A 15876-nucleotide genomic window follows, 5' to 3' on the forward strand; every position below is an offset into this window, starting at 1 on the left:
CTTTGCCCTGCGGCCTTTGTCCTGCGCTCACACCGGCCCATAAACAAAGCACAAAAACTTGGTTCGTCCGCATGCCACGCGGCGGGACAATGGCTACCCGGTTTCTCTTTCGAGGGACAGACATGCATTCATGCGCAAGATCGCCGTGGCCGCCGCGGCTCGTCACCGTTCCGGGGCTGCATGGCAGCGAGGGCGCCCACTGGCAGACGTGGCTCGAGCGTCAGTTCGCGCGCTCGCTGCGCGTCGAGCAGGCCGATTGGGACTCGCCCGACATCGCCGGCTGGGCCAACTCGCTGTGCGAGTTGCTCGCGCGCGAGCGCGGCCCGTTCGTGCTCGCCGCGCATAGCTTCGGCTGCCTCGCCACGGCTCACGCGTTGCAGCAGGCATCGTATGCGAACGAGGTGGTCGGCGTGCTGTTCGTCGCGCCGGCCAGCCCGCAAAAGTTCGCGTTCGCGGGGACGTTCGAGGCGCGGCGCCTCGGCGTGCCGTCAATCCTGATCGGCAGCGAAACGGACCCGTGGATGTCGCTTGCCGGCTCGCGCGAACTCGCGCAGCGTTTGGGCAGCGCTTTCGTCAATCTCGGCGATGCGGGGCATATCAACACCGCGGCGGGATTCGGACCGTGGCCGCGGGCGAGGTACTTCATCGACACGCTGGTGCACTGCGCCGCGCCGCTGCGTTTCCGCGACGAGCCGCTCGAAGTCGCGCAGCATGCGCTGGTTTGACGGTGGGTCGAAATAGGCGGCGTATCGATGTGTGCGCCGATGCGTATGAACACCGTGCATCGGGTACTCGCGCACCGCGCCGTTTAGGCGTGGCCACGCGGCGTCTGAACACGATCCGCTAGAATCCCGCTACAGGCCGCGCGATGGCGCGGCCACGGCTTTTTATCATCGACAGCGGGGACAACATGGCAGGCAGGACGGGGACATTGCGCTGGCTGGCGGCCGGCGTCGCGGCAATCGCGCTCGGCTTCGGGCTCGGCGGTACATCGGTCGCGTATGCGGACGTGTCGCTGATGAATGTGTCATACGACGTGACGCGCGAGTTGTATAAGGACATCAATGCGGGCTTTATCGCCGCGTACAAGCAGAAAAGCGGCGAGACCGTGTCGATTCGCCAGTCGCATGGCGCGTCGAGCGCACAGGCGTTGTCGGTATTGCAGGGCTTGCAGGCCGACGTCGTGACAATGAACCAGCCGAACGACATCGACCTGCTTGCGGAAAAAGGCCAACTGCTGCCCGCGAACTGGCGTGCCCGTCTGCCGAACGACAGCGCGCCGTACACCACCACGATGGTGTTCCTCGTGCGCAAGGGCAATCCGAAGCACATCAAGGACTGGGACGACCTCGCCAAACCGGGCGTGCAGGTGGTGATCGCGAATCCGAAAACCTCCGGCAACGGACGCTATACGTACCTCGCCGCGTGGGGTTATCGCAAGCAGCATGGCGGTACGGACGCAGACGCGCTCAACTTCGAAAAGGCCATTTTCAAAAACGTGCCGGTGCTCGATACGGGCGGCCGCGGCGCGACTACCACGTTCACGCAACGCGGCATCGGCGACGTGCTGGTCACGTTTGAAAACGAAGTCGCGCTAATGAACAGCGGCGTGGGCGCGGGAAACTTCGAGGCGGTGTACCCGTCGGTGAGCCTGCTTGCCGCGCCGCCTGTGTCGCTTGTCGACAAGGTGGTCGACAAGCGCGGCACGCGCAAGGAGGCGCAGGCGTACCTCGACTACCTGTGGTCGCCCGCTGCACAGGAGATCATCGCGCAACATCATCTGCGTCCGCGCGACAGCAACGTGCTGGCGAAACACGCTGCCGAATTCAAGCCGATCAAGACCTTCACCGTCGAAGAAATGTTCGGCAGCTGGCAAAAAGCGCAGCAAACCCATTTCTCCGACGGCGGGACTTTCGACCAGATCGTGGTCGACAGGAAGTAACGCGTCTTACGCGGGAGCGCAACCGTGTTCGCAGCCGCTCTTGTCGAGCGGCATTTGCTGGGCTGCCTCGGCACGAATGCCCAGACGCGAAAGCAGTTTGCGGTCCGCTTCCGCTTGCGGGTTGCTGGTCGTCAGCAACTGATCGCCGTAGAAGATCGAATTCGCGCCCGCGAGAAAGCACATGGCCTGCAGCGCCTCGTCCATCTGCTCGCGGCCTGCCGACAGACGCACCATTGCACGCGGCATCGTGATGCGGGCAATCGCGATTGTCCGTACGAACTCGAACGGATCGATTGCTTCCGTGCCGGTTAGCGGGGTGCCTTCCACCTGCACCAGGTTGTTGATCGGCACGGACTCCGGATACGGGTCCATGTTCGCCAGTTGCGCAATCAGGCCCGCGCGTTCGCGGCGCGACTCGCCCAAGCCCACTATCCCGCCGCAGCACACGTTGATGCCCGCGTCGCGCACGCGCTCGAGCGTGTCCAGACGATCCTGGTACGTGCGCGTGGAAATGATCTGGCCGTAGAACTCCGGCGAGGTGTCGAGATTGTGGTTGTAGTAGTCGAGCCCTGCCTCGCGCAAGGCTTGCGCCTGGTGCGTTTCCAGCATGCCGAGCGTCACGCAGGTTTCCAATCCCATTGCCTTTACGCCGCGAATCATGTCCTTGATCGGCTCGAGATGCCGGTCTTTCGGATTGCGCCACGCGGCCCCCATGCAGAAGCGCGTCGCGCCGTTTTCCTTGGCGGCTTTCGCTGCGGCGAGCACTTCGTCCACCGGCATCAGCTTGTCCGCTTGCAGGCCCGTGTCGTGGTGTACCGACTGCGGACAATACGCGCAATCTTCTTCGCAACCGCCGGTCTTGATCGACAGCAATGTGGACAGTTGCACCGTGTTCGCGTCGAAATGCTCGCGGTGCGTTTGCTGTGCGCGGAACATGAGGTCGTTGAACGGCAGTTCGTACAACGCGACGATGTCGGCGACACGCCAGCGCGCGAGTTGTTTGCCCGCGAGGGCGGCGTTTGCGTTCGCGTTGGCATTGGCATTGGCATTGGCATTGACGTTGCCGGCGGCGGCCGTGGCCGCAGGCGACGCGGCGGTGTTCAGTTGGGTCATGTGGTCAATCCTCATGAATGGATGAGATGTTCGATTCAGCGCTGCGAGTGACGCAGTGTCTGCAATAGCTGTTCAATGTCGAGCCTTTCGGCGGCAAGTTCCGGCGATGCCGGACTCATACGCGGCACGATGCCAAGCAACGGCGCGTGATGCTCACGCGCGAGGTGCTCACGGATCGACGCGATGTTTTCGTCGGGAAAGGTCATGTCCGGATCGACGCGATTCGCGACCCAGCCGGCAAGCGTGAGACCGCGCGCGGCAATGGAGTCGGCGGTCAGCAGCGCGTGATTGATGCAGCCAAGCCGCATGCCCACCACCAGCACGACCGGCAGGTTCAACGCGACGGCGAGATCGGCGGTGTCCTGCGTCGCGGTCATGGGCACGCGAAAACCGCCTACGCCTTCCACGACCACGACGTCCGCGTGCGTGAGCGCTTGCCGGTGGCAGGCCACGATGTGGTCGATGTCGAATGCGACGTTTTCCAGCGCCGCCGCGATATGCGGCGCGGCCGGTTCCTTTAGCAGATACGGCGTGCGCATTTCGGGCGGCAGCAATACGTTCGACGCTGCGTCGAGCTGATCCGCGTCTTCGTTGTGCAATTCGCCGTTTAGCTCGAATGCACCCGCGGCAATCGGCTTCATCGCTGCGGCTCGCAGTCCCTCGCGAGCGAAACCGCGCAGCAATGCGGACGAAACGAAGGTCTTGCCGATTTCCGTATCCGTGCCGGTAACAAATAGCGACATCGCGTGCGGCGGCGCCTGATGAGCAGAGGGTAGCGAGGTCATGCTGTTCGCGCTCCTGTCTGTTGCAAGCCTGCTTCGAGACGGTCGAGGTCCTCATGCGAATGCGCCGCCGACAGCGAAATGCGCAAGCGTGAGGTGCCTGTCGGCACGGTAGGCGGGCGGATCGCGGGAACCCATAGGCCCGCGCGATCGAGCGAGGCGGCGATTTCTAACGTGGCCTCGTTCGCGCCGATGATGAGCGGTTGCACGGCAGTATGCGAATCGACCGGAAGCCACGGCGTGGTCTTGAGCATCGCGCGCGTGCGTTCGATCAGTTGCCGAAGATGCGCGCGCCGCTCATCGCCTTCCGTGCCACCGATAATGCGCAGGCTTGCCGACACCGCGTGCGCGGCGGCCGGCACCGAGGCCGTGGTGAAGATGTAAGGACGCGCCCGCTGCACGAGCCATTCGATCACCGTCTCGTGCGCCGCGACGAATGCGCCCGACACGCCGGCCGCTTTGCCGAGCGTGCCGATGGAAATGAGGTTCGGCGAGCGCAGCGCCGCTTCGGCAACCGCGCCGCGTCCTTGTGGGCCGAGCACGCCGAAACCGTGTGCGTCGTCGACGATCAGCCATGCGCCATGCCGTTCCGCGAGTTCGAGCAAGCGCGGCAGCGGCGCGATGTCGCCGTCCATGCTGAACACGGTGTCAGAGACGATGACTTTCACGTCTGCGTCCGACGCGTCGAGCATTGCGCTCAACGCGTCCATATCGCAGTGCGGATAGATCTGCACGTCGGCTCGCGACAAGCGCGCGCCGTCGATCAGCGATGCGTGATTCAGCGCATCCGAAAAGAGCGTCGTGCCGCGGCCCACGAGCGCGGTGAGCGTCGCGAGGTTCGCCATGTACCCGGTGCTGAAGTAAAGCGCGCGCGGCGCGTCGACAAAGCCGCCGACGAACTCCGCGAGGTCGTCTTCGAGCTGCGCATGCGCGCGCGAGTGGCCGCCTAGCAGGTGCGAACCGCCGCTGCCCGCGCCAAAGCGTTGTGCGCCTTCGGCAATGGCCGCGATCAGTTGCGGATGCGCGGCAAGCCCGAGGTAGTCATTGCTAGCGAAGCCGATTATTTCGCGGCCGTCGACGCTCATGTGAGCCGCGCAAGGCGTGTCGGCCGTGCGGCGGCGCCGGCGCAGGCCGCGCTCGTCGATCTCCCGCAGTCCTTGAGCGAGCGTGTCGAGAAGATGCATTAGCGCACCTCCGCCAGAGTGGCGTCGAAAGTTTCGCGCGTGCGCGAGGCGAGCAGCGCGAGTTCTTCGTCGTTGAGAATGTACGGGGGCATCAGGTACACGGTGGTCGAGATGGGGCGCAGCAGCAACTCGCGCTGCAACGCATTTTCGAAGAAGCGGCGCGAAAATGTTCGGGCATCCTGATCGTTGTCGATCACCGCGTCGAACGCGAAGATGGTTCCGCATTGACGCAGGTTGCGCACGTTCGGGTGCTGCGCGAGTGGCGCAAGCGCGGCCTTCAACGTAGCCGATTTTTGCCGGTTGACGGCGAGCACGTTGTCGCTCGCGAACAGGTCGAGCGTGGCGAGCGCCGCGCGGCATGCGAGCGGATTGCCGGTGTACGAATGGGAGTGCAGGAAACCGCGCGCGGTGTCGTCGTGATAGAAGGCGGCGAAGATTTCGTCGCGCGAAAGCACGATGGAAAGCGGCAGATAACCGCCGCTAATGCCTTTGGACAGACACAGGAAATCCGGCCAGATGCCGGCCTGTTCACAGGCGAAAAAAGTGCCCGTGCGGCCGCAGCCGACGGCAATTTCATCCGCGATCAGATGCACGCCGTACTGATCGCATAGCGCACCCAAGCCGGCAATGTAGGACGCGTCGTGCATGGCCATGCCTGCTGCGCATTGCACCAGCGGCTCCACGATCAGCGCGGCGATTTTCTCGGCGCGCGCTTCGAATAGCGCGCGCACGTGTTGCAGCGCGCGACGTGCGACGTCTGCGGCTGATTCGCCCGCTTCAGCGAGCCGCGCGTCCGGCGAGGCCACCACGTGAGCGTTGCGAATGAGCGGATCGTACGCGTCCTTGAACAGTGCGACGTCCGTCACGCCCAACGCGCCGATGGTCTCGCCGTGATAGCTGTTGGCAATGCAGACGAATTCCTGCTTGTCGGCGAAACCGCGATTGCGCCAGGAATGGAAGCTCATTTTGAGCGCGATTTCCACGGCCGAGGCGCCGTCCGATGCGAAGAACGCATGGCCCAACGTGTTGCTGGTGAGCGCGCTGAGGCGCTCGGCAAGTTCGACGGCCGGCTCGTGCGTGCAGCCGGCGAGCATCGCGTGTTCGAGCGTATCGAGCTGGTCTTTGAGCGCTGCGTTGATGCGCGGATTCGCGTGGCCGAACAGATTGACCCACCACGAACTGATCGCGTCGAGATAGCGATGGCCTGCTCGGTCGTAGAGCCACGCGCCTTGACCGCGCGCAACGGGTACGAGCGGCAACCGCTCGTGATGCTTCATCTGCGTGCACGGATGCCAGACCGCGCGCAGGCTGCGGGCGATCCAGTCTTCTGTCGATTTCGGTGAGGTTGCTGAATTTTCCAAGGAGTACTCCGGTGCTTGAGTGCCGCTGCTGTTGGTCTTGTTATGGTTTTCGGGCGTGGCGCGGGTGGATTTTTGCGCTGCGCCGCAGCCCGAAGGTCAGCGTGCGGGGTCGAGATTAGCGGTTTATTTCCGCCTTTGCACTAGGGCTCGCGGCTCGTTTTCCGCCTTGCGGTGCGGGGTTCGGCGCAGATCGGCGCAGCTGGTTTGCGTTCGGAATCGAAGGTCGCAGATGGGCGGAGTTGGCGACGGAAAAGTATTGGGTGGGGTCGGACGGAAAAGAGGGCGTCTGGCGGTTTTTCACCAGTTGGACGCGGACGGCGAACTGTCTGCTCATGTCGTTCGCGCAGCCGCGACCGATCGTCGAGCTGCACGAAGCACGTTAGTATGGCTAACTGAATTCGGGGATAGGGCAGCGCCCAACTGTCGTTGGGACGTACGCGAATCGGGGAGATACCGGGGAGTTTGCGGGGTCTTATTCCCGACTGGCAAGCGCATGCCGCCCTTCGTCAGCGGAAGAGAGCGTCGACCGGTCGGACGAGCCCGCGCCGCTATCAGCCGTGCGCGAATTCTGATCTCCCCACACCACGGAGTTATCAACCGCGTACAACCGGCAAGGCGCCGAGCTCTGTTTCTGGCAGTTGGCAATGGCGACCGACATGGGATCGTCGCCGCCCTCGGCCCACGACCACGCACCCGTATCGGAGACGGCAAACGCGCGGCTCGGGTACTGGCGCAGGAAGTTGCGATACCCATTGCGGCCGGCTTCGTCGACGTAAGGCACGGCGTCGACGGCATCCACCGAAGCAAAGCCGCTCGCCTTCGGGGCGGATGGGTCTTCGACGCGATACTGCACCCCTGTGGGCATGCCCACGCGCGCGAGGAACGCCTCCACAGCCGGCCACCAGACATGCACGCCGTCGCGATCGCCAACCAGCCGGTGTGCGTCGTTCTTGTAGGTGCCGTAGTCGACCATCTTGGCGCTCGCGCCGTGCGCGACGTACGCCGCATACATGCTGGCGATGAGCGGCGCATTCCACACCGAATCGTTGTCGCCGTACATCCACAGCGAGGGCACTTTGGTCTTGTCGCCGTATGTGCCGAAAGCACGCGTCAGGTTGCCCTGCCAGTCGCCGCACGCGTCCTGCCGCAAGCCGCCCGAGAAGTTGATCAGCGCCCGCACGCCTCGCGCGGCTTCGGTGCCGTAGGCCATCGTCGCGAGGCCGCCGTGCGACGTGCCTGCTACCACGATATGCGACGCGTCGACGTAAGGCTGCTTCGACATGTAGTCGACCGTGGCCGCCACGTCAGCGGCCTGCGACATGCCGTTGCGTTCGACATCGCAGCCGTCCTGATGATAAACGCCGCCCGACTGGCCGAAGCCCTGGCGGTTGGGCGCCACCACCACATAACCGCGGCGCACGAATTCGCGCGCGAGCGGCAGCGGGTCGCTGCGCTCCTGCATGCGCGGATCGCCGGGAATCTTGCCGTGATTGAAGACGATCATCGGAAACGGGCCTGCGCCGTCCGGCTTGTAAATCGTCGTTTGAAGCGTGATCTCGCCGTCGGCGTCGACGGGAATGCGGATGATCTGCTGGTTCAGGCGCGCGCTCGGCAGATATACGTCGTCCGGCAGCGCGATGCGCGGCACCTGCGCGCGAGCGAGGGGTCCTGGCTGGCCGTCTGCGAGCGGGTTCGCGTGCGCGGCTGCGACAGCGCACGTAGCCGCTGCACAGATCGCCGCCCACCTGACCAGAACCTTGCTCAATACCATTCACGTACCTGCCTGAAAAAAGCCTCAACGCCTGCTTTGCATTTATCGGAACACGCGGCTGACGTTTGCCTTTCGCGCGCGTTCGCGACAAACAAAAACATGCTCACGTACGCATTGCGCGGAGCGCACGCACGCCAACTCGAGATCGCACGGGATAAACCCAACGGCCGACGCGACCCCACGCGCCGATGATGAACGCCACATCTGCTGCCAGAGCCGTTGCCGCAACCCCTACTATCTGGTTATCGGCAGGCGCCGGCGCAACTTGCGGAACCCTTACCAACTGGCCCTCGCAGCGTGACGTCATGAAGCAACGGCCTCATCCTGGCACGACAATTTTGTTTTGTGCAATCAAGGAGAACCCGCGACGAAAAAATTGCCGTGTCGGGCGCGAGGCCGCAGGCGCTGGGGCCGACGGCAAGAGGTGCGCGAAGGAAGGCGCCCTCAGGCGCGAACAGAGGCGCAAACGGGCTTTAAATCGACGTATAAAGCAGAAATTCAATCGCCCGCTGCCTAGGTCTACCGGGCAATGGCGCGGCAGCCGGGCTGTCGCGCCGAGCCAACAGCAGGGCAATGGCGCACCTATAGGGCCATATGCAATATCGGCGGCTTGTCCGCAGTCGCGCTGTGTAAGGCTCGGAAAGCTGCTGAAGAACTATTCGCGCACGTCGCCGTCGACGTAAAGCCAGCGGCCGTTGTCGTCGCGAATGAAGCGGCTCAATTCATGCAACCGATGCGCGCGGCCAGCCACCTTGTATCGCGCGACGAATTCGACGGTTGCGTGTGCCGGGTCTGTCTGCGCAAACGCCTTGATTTGCAGTCCGAGCCAACGCGGGGCGTCGGGCGCCGCGGTGTCTGCATCGAGATCGGCGGGGCAGGTGGCTGGCGCCCATGTGGCGCGCAGATAATCCGTTGCGCCCACAACATAGGCGCTGTAGCGCGAGCGCATTAGCTCGAGCGCGCGCGGCGCCAGTTCGCCGCCGTCTATGTAACGGCCGCAGCACTGCGCAAAACGCGGTGGTTTTGCAGCGCCGGACGGGTGTGGCGCAGCGCCCCCGCAAGGACAATCAACGGGGCGTTGCGCGGACGATTTGTGCTTGCTCATCGAAATCTAACCAAGACCGCGTGCGATCAGTATCTTCTGGATGTCGCTCGTGCCTTCGTAGATCTGGCAGACGCGCACGTCGCGATAAATCCGTTCGACGGGAAAGTCGCTCAGATACCCATAACCGCCGTGAATCTGCAGCGCCGCGGAACAGATGCGCTCGGCCGCCTCGGAGGCAAACAGCTTCGCCATGGCGGCTTCCGTGAGACAGGGCTGGCCCGCGTCTTTCAACGCGGCTGCGTGCCAGATCAACTGACGCGCGGCTTCGAGTTGCGTGGCCATCTCCGCGAGACGGAATTGCACGGCCTGATGCGAGAAGAGCGGCGCGCCGAAGCTCTCGCGCTCTTTCGCATAGCTCAATGCCGCTTCGAACGCCGCGCGCGCCATGCCGACGCTCTGCGCCGCGATGCCGATGCGCCCGCCTTCGAGCCCCGATAGCGCAATGCGATAACCCTCGCCCTCCGCGCCGATCAGATTGGCGGCCGGCACGCGGCAATCTTCGAACACGATCTGCGCGGTGTCCGACGAATGCTGTCCGAGCTTGTCTTCGAGCCGCGCCACCACGTAGCCTTGGCTGTCGGTCGGCACGATGAACGCGCTGATGCCGCGCTTGCCCGCGGCCTTGTCGGTGACAGCCATTACGATCGCAACGTTGGCGTTCTTGCCGCTCGTGATGAACTGCTTCACGCCGTTGAGCACGTACGTGTCGCCTTCGCGTATTGCGGTGGTGCGCAGCGCCGACGCGTCGGAGCCCGCCTGCGGTTCGGTCAGGCAAAACGCGCCGAGCATCTCGCCGCGCGCGAGGGGCGTGAGCCAGTCGCGCTTCTGCGCGTCGTTGCCGTAGCTCAGCAGAATGCTGCACACGGGGCAGTTGTTTACCGAGATCGCTGTGGACGTGCCGCCGTCGCCGGCTGCGATTTCCTCGAGAATCAGCGCGAGTGCGAGCGCGTCCATGCCGGCGCCGCCGTAGGTTTCGGGCACAAGCACGCCGTAGGCGCCGAGCCCGGCAAGCTGACGGTGCACGTCATTCGGAAAAGTGCGCTCGCGGTCCCATGCCGCCGCGTACGGCGTGATAGCTTCGCGCACGAAGGTGCGCAGCGCGTCGCGCACCATCAGGTGATCCTGATCAAGCACCATGAGCCAGCCTCCTCACCAGTCGAGCTGCGTGCTGTCGTATTGATAGAAGCGGCCGTTGAAGGCCTCGCGCGAGGCCGCAGCCTGCGCGAGCACTTCGCGCATGCCGCTCACGCTGCGCGTGGGATGGACGGCGGCCTGTGCGCCGCCCATGTCGGTCTGCACCCAGCCCGGATGCAGCGACACGCAGGTCGCACGCTGTGCTTCGAGCGACGCGAGCTTGAGCGCGTCGTTCAGCGCCGCCTTGCTCACGCGATACAGCCAGCCGCTCGTGCCGCTGGGATCGGCGATGCTGCCCATCCTGCTCGAAATAACCGCGAGTACGCCGCCTGTTTCCTCGACGAGCGGCAGCAGGATCGGCATGAGTTGCATCGGGCCGCGCACGTTGGTGTGCATCACATGGTCGAAGTCTTCGGCGGTGATGGTTTCAATACCTTCGCTGCGCGGACCATAAACGCCCGACACGACGATCGCGAGATCGACATGTTCACCGTCGAGCTTCCAGCCGAGTGCTGCAATATCCGCAGGCTCTGTAACGTCGACGGAATAGGGCTGTGCACCGAGCTGGGACAGCGCGTCGAGCGCGGCGCCGTCGCGCGCGGTGGCGAGCACGCGCCAGCCGCTTTCCTTGTACTGCCGGACAAACTCCTGACCGATGCCGCGCGACGCACCGACGATCAACACTGTTTTCATGGAATCACCTCCAACTATGCAAAGCGCCTGAACCTGCGGGCGACGTGTCAAACCAGTTCGATACCCATGGCAGTCGCTTCGCCCCCGCCGATGCACAACGTTGCGACGCCGCGCTTGCCGCCGCGCTTTTTCAGCGCGCCGATCAGCGTCACGATGATGCGCGCGCCGGACGCGCCAATCGGATGGCCGAGCGCGCATGCGCCGCCGTGCACGTTGACCTTGTCGTGCGGGAGCTTGTGCTCTTTCATGGCTGCCATGGTCACCACGGCGAAAGCCTCGTTGATTTCGAACAGATCGACTTCGTCCGCGCGCCAGCCGTTCTTGTCGAACAGCTTGCGAATCGCGCCGACGGGCGCGGTGGTGAATTTCGCCGGTTCCTGCGCGAAAGTGGAGTGTCCGACCACGCGCGCAAGCGGCTTGACGCCGAGGCGCTTTGCCGTCGATTCGCGCATCATGACGAGCGCCGCGGCGCCGTCCGAAATGGACGACGAGTTCGCGGCCGTCACCGTGCCGGTTTTGCTGAACGCGGGCTTGAGCGCGGGGATCTTGTCGAGGTTCGCCTTGTAGGGCTGCTCGTCGTGCTCGACGCTCACTTCGCCTTTGCGGCTTTGCACTTTCACCGGCGCGATTTCCCACGTGAACGAACCGTCTTCGTTTGCGCGCTTCGCGCGGTTCAGCGACTCGACAGCGAACGCGTCCTGGGCTTCGCGCGTGAAGTCGAACGACGCCGCGCATTCTTCCGCGAAGGTGCCCATCAGGCGGCCTTTTTCGTAGGCGTCTTCAAGGCCGTCGTAGAACATGTGATCGATCACCTGACCGTGGCCCATACGCATGCCGGCTCGCGCTTTGGGCAGCAGGTACGGCGCGTTCGTCATGCTCTCCATGCCGCCCGCGACGATCACGTCGACCGAGCCGGCGGCCAGCATGTCGTGTGCGAACATTGCGGCGCGCATGCCGGAGCCGCACATCTTGTTGACCGTCGTGCTGCCGGTGGAAAGCGGCAGGCCGGCACCGAGCGCGGCTTGTCGCGCGGGCGCCTGTCCGAGGCCCGCGGGCAGCACGCAGCCCATCACCACTTCGTCGATCTGATCGGGCCTGAGGCCGGCGCGTTGCACCGCGGCTTCGATCGCAATCGAGCCGAGTTGCGGCGCGCTCAGCGACGCGAAATCGCCCTGAAACGCAGCCATCGGCGTGCGCGCCGCGCTCACGATCACCACGGGATCGGCGCCCGTACCGCTCATATTCGTCTCACTCATGTTTTAGCTCCTTGATTACACCTTCGACGATGGCCGGCACGTCGCCGAGCCGGGCCGCGTCGGCGGCCACCACGTCGTTCTCCGTCGCATGGGCGCCGCTTGCCGAGACTCCGGCCACGCAACGCTCATAGGTCTGTTCGAGCGCGGCCGCGTTGTTCACCGTCATGCCGAGGTCGCGCACCTTGCCGTCGTGCACGCCATACGCCCAGCCGTGCACGGTCAGTTCCTGGCCGCGCGCCCAGGCATCGTTGACGATGGTGGTGCGGCACACGTTCACCACCTGTTCGATCGTGTTCAGTTCGACGAGGCGGCGGTGACGTGCCTCGCCAAGCGGCCATTCGTCGAGCAGCGCGGCATGCTTCGCACGCACGTCCTGCACGTGATGCAGCCAGTTATCCGCGAGACCCACGCGGCGGCCGTGCAACGCGGCGCCCACGCCCGAGCAGCCATAGTGGCCCACCACCATGATGTGCTTGACCTTGAGCAGGTCGACGGCGAACTGGATCACCGACAGACAGTTCAGGTCCGTATGCACGACCACGTTCGCGATGTTTCTGTGCACGAACACTTCGCCCGGCGGCAGACCGATGATCTGGTTAGCCGGCACGCGCGAGTCGGAGCAGCCGATCCACAGATACTCCGGCGTCTGCTGATGCGCGAGGCGCGAGAAGTACTCCGGGTCTTCGGCAAGCTTGCGGGCGACCCACGCGTCGTTGTTCTCGAACAGATGGGCGAGCGGATGGGCAGAGTTGGAAGCGTTCATGTTCATGATGCGTTTTGGCAGTTATGCGGCCGTTAGTGCGGCCGTTTCGTTACGTTACGTTGAATTCGGGTTAGTCGATGCGATTGGCGGACCACATGTGGCACATGCCGCGCGAGCGGGTCAGGCGACTCTCATGCTGCGTTCGTCGGCGGGTGGGTCGGCGGTTGGGTCGGCTGGCCGGTCGGCTTGCAGGCCGGCTTGTGACCCGTCGGCATCATCTGCCTTCTGTGCGCCGGATGCCGCAGGCTCAAAGCGCTCCGGATAGCGGATGCAAAACCGCACGCTGCTGTCATACGGAAAGAAATCGGGCAATTCGCCTTTGAGTAGATGATCCTTGTGCTTTTGCCATAGCGCGGGGTCGAAGAAGTCCGCGTGATGCTGCATGAACGAGCGGCGCACGCGCGGGTCGCCGAGCAGGAAAGTGCCATACGTCTCCGGGAAAATGTCGTGCGGAGCGACTGAGTACCACGCCTCGCCCGACATTTCGTCTTCTTCGTTGCGCGGGGCCGGCACCGCGCGCACGTTGCAGTCAGTCAGATATTCGATTTCGTCGTAGTCGTAGAACACCACGCGGCCGTGGCGCGTCACGCCGAAGTTCTTGTACAGCATGTCGCCGGGGAAAATGTTCGCCTGCATCAATTCCTTCACGGCGTTGCCGTATTCCTTGATGCCGTGATCGACATCGGCGTCGCTGCCGTTTTGCAGGAACAGGTTCAACGGCACCATGCGGCGCTCGATATACATATGGCGAATCACCACGTTCTCGCCGTCGTATTCGAGCAGCGACGGCACTTCCTTTTCGAGCTCGCGCAACAGCGTTTCGTCGAGGCGCGAAATGGGCAGCGCCACGCTCGAATATTCCAGCGTGTCGGCCATGCGCCCCAGCCGATCGTGGCGCTTCACGAGCTGATACTTCTCCTGGATCTTCGCGCGCGTGGTTTCTTTGGGCGGCGGGAAGTTGTCCTTGATGAGCTTGAAGACGTACGGAAACGAAGGCAGCGTGAACACCAGCATGACGAGCCCTTTGATGCCGGGCGCGATGATGAACTGATCGCTCGAATGCGAAAGGTGATGCAGCAGATCGCGATAGAACAGATTCTTGCCCTGCTTCTGCAAGCCGACCGACGTGTAGATTTCTGCCTTCGGCTTGCCCGGCATGATCATGCCGAGAAACTCTACATAAGCGGACGGCACTTCCATGTCGACCAGAAAGTACGAATGCGAGAAGCTGAAAATGATCAGCAACTGTTCGCGCTTGAGCAGCACCGTGTCGAGCGCAAGCACGCCGGGCTTTACGTGACGCAGCGGCACGGCGAACGGCAGCAGCATGTCGCCGTTGATGATGCGCCCGATGATATACGCCGATTTGTTGCGAAAAAACAGCGACGAAAGCACATGAATCTGGAAGTTCGGCGCTTCGTCGAAAGTGCCGAACGCGTCGTGAATCGCCTGCATCACGCAGCCCACGTCGCGCGTGAGATCTTCGAACGGCGGCTCGAGCTGGAAATTCGTGACAATGCGCTCGAGTGTCGCGGCGAGCCCGTCTTTGCCAGGGTAATACGCGCGATACGTCGGCTTGGCGGCCGGCTCGTCGTTCTCGAGGTATTCCGTCGAGATCGCCGGGCGCACGAAAATGAAGTCGTTGTTGAAATACGAGCGGTGCAGGATCTTGCAGCACACCGAATTGAAAAACGTCTCCGCGCACTCCGGCTGGCGGTGCGTGGTCAAGAGGCCAATGTAGTGGAGCTTGATCTGCTGCCACACTTCACTGTCGATATTTTCCGCGTCGTACTCGTCTTCGAGCAGTTCGACGCATTCCTGCACGCGGTCGTCGTATGAAGTAATGCGCTCGCGCGCGAGCTTTTGCAGACCATGCCAGTCGCCGCGCTCGAACAGCGTCTTGGCGTGGATCGCCGCGTCGCGAAAGATCCGGTAGTGCCGGTCGAATCCTTCCAGCATGGTTTGGGCGACGTCAAAGCCGATTTGCGACGACAACAGTTTGGGAAAGTGATTCATGTCGACCGTGCATTCGTCTCATGTCGTGAAGACACCCATGATTGTATCGTTCGGGTGGCCTGCGACGCATTGCGTCAACCGGCTCGCGCCCTTGCTCGGCGCGGGGCGTGGCCGGACATGTGCCGACTTTTCCGGGCAACTGCGTCTAATGCGCCGGTTCGGCATCGCTAAACGACTCAACTTGCAGCAAAAAAATTCGTCCGCTTTGTGCGGGTGACTCGTTCTGCGACCCGTTCAGGCAGACTTGGACTCGCGCGCTTGCCGGACTTCTTTTGCTCCGGCTGCCGCATGCGTGCCGCTCTCGAGCAGCGCGCGCGCCTGAGCTTCATATTGCGCGAGGTCTTCGAGCGTCGCGTTCAGGTCTTCCAGTTGCCGCTCGAGCACCTCACGATGACGCGCGACCGTGTCCAGAAATGCGTGCAGCTGCGGGACGGTATCCGTCGGCGATTCGTACACGTCGAGCAGATCGCGAATTTCAGAGAGCGTGAAGCCGAGCCGCTTGCCGCGCAGCGTCAGCTTCAGCCGCGTGCGGTCGCGACCCGAATAGACGCGCCGCAGGCCACTCGATCCCTCGCGGCTCGGCGAGAGTAAACCCTGGTCTTCGTAGAAGCGGATGGCGCGCGGCGTGACGTCGAATTCGCGCGCGAGCTCGGTGATCGTGTATTGGGTGGTCATCGGGACATTCAGGAGTCGGGCACAAAACCGGATTGGACGATAGAATCGACGTTTACGTTATCGTCAACCTGGGTTGAATGC

14 protein-coding genes are annotated in these 15876 nt (G+C 63.5%); 2 read left to right on the forward strand and 12 right to left on the reverse strand.

Translation table 11 applies throughout. From position 1 onward, the window contains the following. Nucleotides 1-122: 122 nt before the first annotated feature. Entirely contained in the window at nucleotides 123-725 is a 603-nt protein-coding gene (locus JNB89_RS11855) for an RBBP9/YdeN family alpha/beta hydrolase (RefSeq protein WP_135892386.1), read from the forward strand. A gap of 185 nt (nucleotides 726-910) precedes the next feature. Next, complete coding sequence (locus JNB89_RS11860; protein ID WP_135892385.1) at nucleotides 911-1942, forward strand: sulfate ABC transporter substrate-binding protein; 1032 nt, start codon at nucleotides 911-913, stop codon at nucleotides 1940-1942. A gap of 6 nt (nucleotides 1943-1948) precedes the next feature. Here JNB89_RS11860 and bioB read toward each other — a convergent pair whose 3' ends face one another. The 12 genes from bioB to JNB89_RS11920 all read right to left on the reverse strand — a co-directional run bounded on the left by bioB (nucleotide 1949) and on the right by JNB89_RS11920 (nucleotide 15795). Further along, entirely contained in the window at nucleotides 1949-3055 is a 1107-nt protein-coding gene (bioB, locus tag JNB89_RS11865; RefSeq protein ID WP_220362316.1) for a biotin synthase BioB, read from the reverse strand. A gap of 35 nt (nucleotides 3056-3090) precedes the next feature. Beyond that, nucleotides 3091-3840 (reverse strand): dethiobiotin synthase, encoded by a 750-nt coding sequence (gene bioD / locus JNB89_RS11870; RefSeq protein ID WP_220362317.1) that lies wholly within the window; start codon nucleotides 3838-3840, stop codon nucleotides 3091-3093. Continuing rightward, a complete protein-coding gene (gene bioF, locus JNB89_RS11875; protein ID WP_220362318.1) occupies nucleotides 3837-5021 on the reverse strand; it encodes an 8-amino-7-oxononanoate synthase in 1185 nt (394 codons plus the stop codon). Before bioF ends, bioD begins: the two co-directional genes overlap by 4 nt. Further along, nucleotides 5021-6382, reverse strand: a complete 1362-nt coding sequence (bioA, locus tag JNB89_RS11880) for an adenosylmethionine--8-amino-7-oxononanoate transaminase (RefSeq protein ID WP_220362319.1) — start codon at nucleotides 6380-6382, stop codon at nucleotides 5021-5023. The genes bioF and bioA overlap by 1 nt, the downstream gene beginning before the upstream one ends. 472 nt (nucleotides 6383-6854) lie before the next feature. Continuing rightward, on the reverse strand, nucleotides 6855-8153 hold the full coding sequence (locus JNB89_RS11885; protein ID WP_220362320.1) for a dienelactone hydrolase family protein: 1299 nt from the start codon (nucleotides 8151-8153) through the stop codon (nucleotides 6855-6857). Nucleotides 8154-8808: 655 nt separating this feature from the next. Then, the gene (locus tag JNB89_RS11890; RefSeq protein ID WP_135892378.1) at nucleotides 8809-9258 is read right to left on the reverse strand and encodes a YchJ family protein; all 450 of its coding nucleotides are present in this window, start codon (nucleotides 9256-9258) and stop codon (nucleotides 8809-8811) included. 6 nt (nucleotides 9259-9264) lie between these two features. Next, on the reverse strand, nucleotides 9265-10395 hold the full coding sequence (locus JNB89_RS11895; protein ID WP_013337842.1) for an acyl-CoA dehydrogenase family protein: 1131 nt from the start codon (nucleotides 10393-10395) through the stop codon (nucleotides 9265-9267). A 12-nt stretch (nucleotides 10396-10407) separates the two neighbouring features. Further along, nucleotides 10408-11085, reverse strand: a complete 678-nt coding sequence (locus JNB89_RS11900) for an SDR family oxidoreductase (RefSeq protein WP_220362321.1) — start codon at nucleotides 11083-11085, stop codon at nucleotides 10408-10410. A gap of 47 nt (nucleotides 11086-11132) precedes the next feature. Then, a complete protein-coding gene (locus JNB89_RS11905; protein ID WP_220362322.1) occupies nucleotides 11133-12341 on the reverse strand; it encodes an acetyl-CoA C-acetyltransferase in 1209 nt (402 codons plus the stop codon). Then, nucleotides 12334-13110, reverse strand: coding sequence for a carbonate dehydratase (gene can / locus JNB89_RS11910; RefSeq protein ID WP_013337845.1), 777 nt, complete (start codon nucleotides 13108-13110; stop codon nucleotides 12334-12336). The genes JNB89_RS11905 and can overlap by 8 nt, the downstream gene beginning before the upstream one ends. Nucleotides 13111-13224: 114 nt before the next feature. Further along, complete coding sequence (gene aceK, locus JNB89_RS11915; protein WP_220362323.1) at nucleotides 13225-15120, reverse strand: bifunctional isocitrate dehydrogenase kinase/phosphatase; 1896 nt, start codon at nucleotides 15118-15120, stop codon at nucleotides 13225-13227. Between the two features lie 234 nt (nucleotides 15121-15354). After that, the gene (locus tag JNB89_RS11920; protein WP_135892373.1) at nucleotides 15355-15795 is read right to left on the reverse strand and encodes a MerR family transcriptional regulator; all 441 of its coding nucleotides are present in this window, start codon (nucleotides 15793-15795) and stop codon (nucleotides 15355-15357) included. Nucleotides 15796-15876 lie beyond the last annotated feature (81 nt).

Source organism: Paraburkholderia phenoliruptrix (assembly GCF_019511605.1).
GTDB lineage: Bacteria > Pseudomonadota > Gammaproteobacteria > Burkholderiales > Burkholderiaceae > Paraburkholderia > Paraburkholderia phenoliruptrix_A.

Coding starts and splice junctions, on each gene's coding strand:
- JNB89_RS11860 (WP_135892385.1), top strand. CDS start 911: ATGGCAGGCAGGACGGGGACATTGCGCTGGCTGGCGGCCGGCGTCGCG.
- JNB89_RS11895 (WP_013337842.1), bottom strand. CDS start 10,395: ATGGTGCTTGATCAGGATCACCTGATGGTGCGCGACGCGCTGCGCACC.
- bioD (WP_220362317.1), bottom strand. CDS start 3,840: ATGACCTCGCTACCCTCTGCTCATCAGGCGCCGCCGCACGCGATGTCG.
- JNB89_RS11905 (WP_220362322.1), bottom strand. CDS start 12,341: ATGAGTGAGACGAATATGAGCGGTACGGGCGCCGATCCCGTGGTGATC.
- JNB89_RS11900 (WP_220362321.1), bottom strand. CDS start 11,085: ATGAAAACAGTGTTGATCGTCGGTGCGTCGCGCGGCATCGGTCAGGAG.
- bioF (WP_220362318.1), bottom strand. CDS start 5,021: ATGCATCTTCTCGACACGCTCGCTCAAGGACTGCGGGAGATCGACGAG.
- can (WP_013337845.1), bottom strand. CDS start 13,110: ATGAACATGAACGCTTCCAACTCTGCCCATCCGCTCGCCCATCTGTTC.
- JNB89_RS11890 (WP_135892378.1), bottom strand. CDS start 9,258: ATGAGCAAGCACAAATCGTCCGCGCAACGCCCCGTTGATTGTCCTTGC.
- aceK (WP_220362323.1), bottom strand. CDS start 15,120: ATGAATCACTTTCCCAAACTGTTGTCGTCGCAAATCGGCTTTGACGTC.
- bioB (WP_220362316.1), bottom strand. CDS start 3,055: ATGACCCAACTGAACACCGCCGCGTCGCCTGCGGCCACGGCCGCCGCC.
- JNB89_RS11855 (WP_135892386.1), top strand. CDS start 123: ATGCATTCATGCGCAAGATCGCCGTGGCCGCCGCGGCTCGTCACCGTT.
- JNB89_RS11920 (WP_135892373.1), bottom strand. CDS start 15,795: ATGACCACCCAATACACGATCACCGAGCTCGCGCGCGAATTCGACGTC.
- JNB89_RS11885 (WP_220362320.1), bottom strand. CDS start 8,153: ATGGTATTGAGCAAGGTTCTGGTCAGGTGGGCGGCGATCTGTGCAGCG.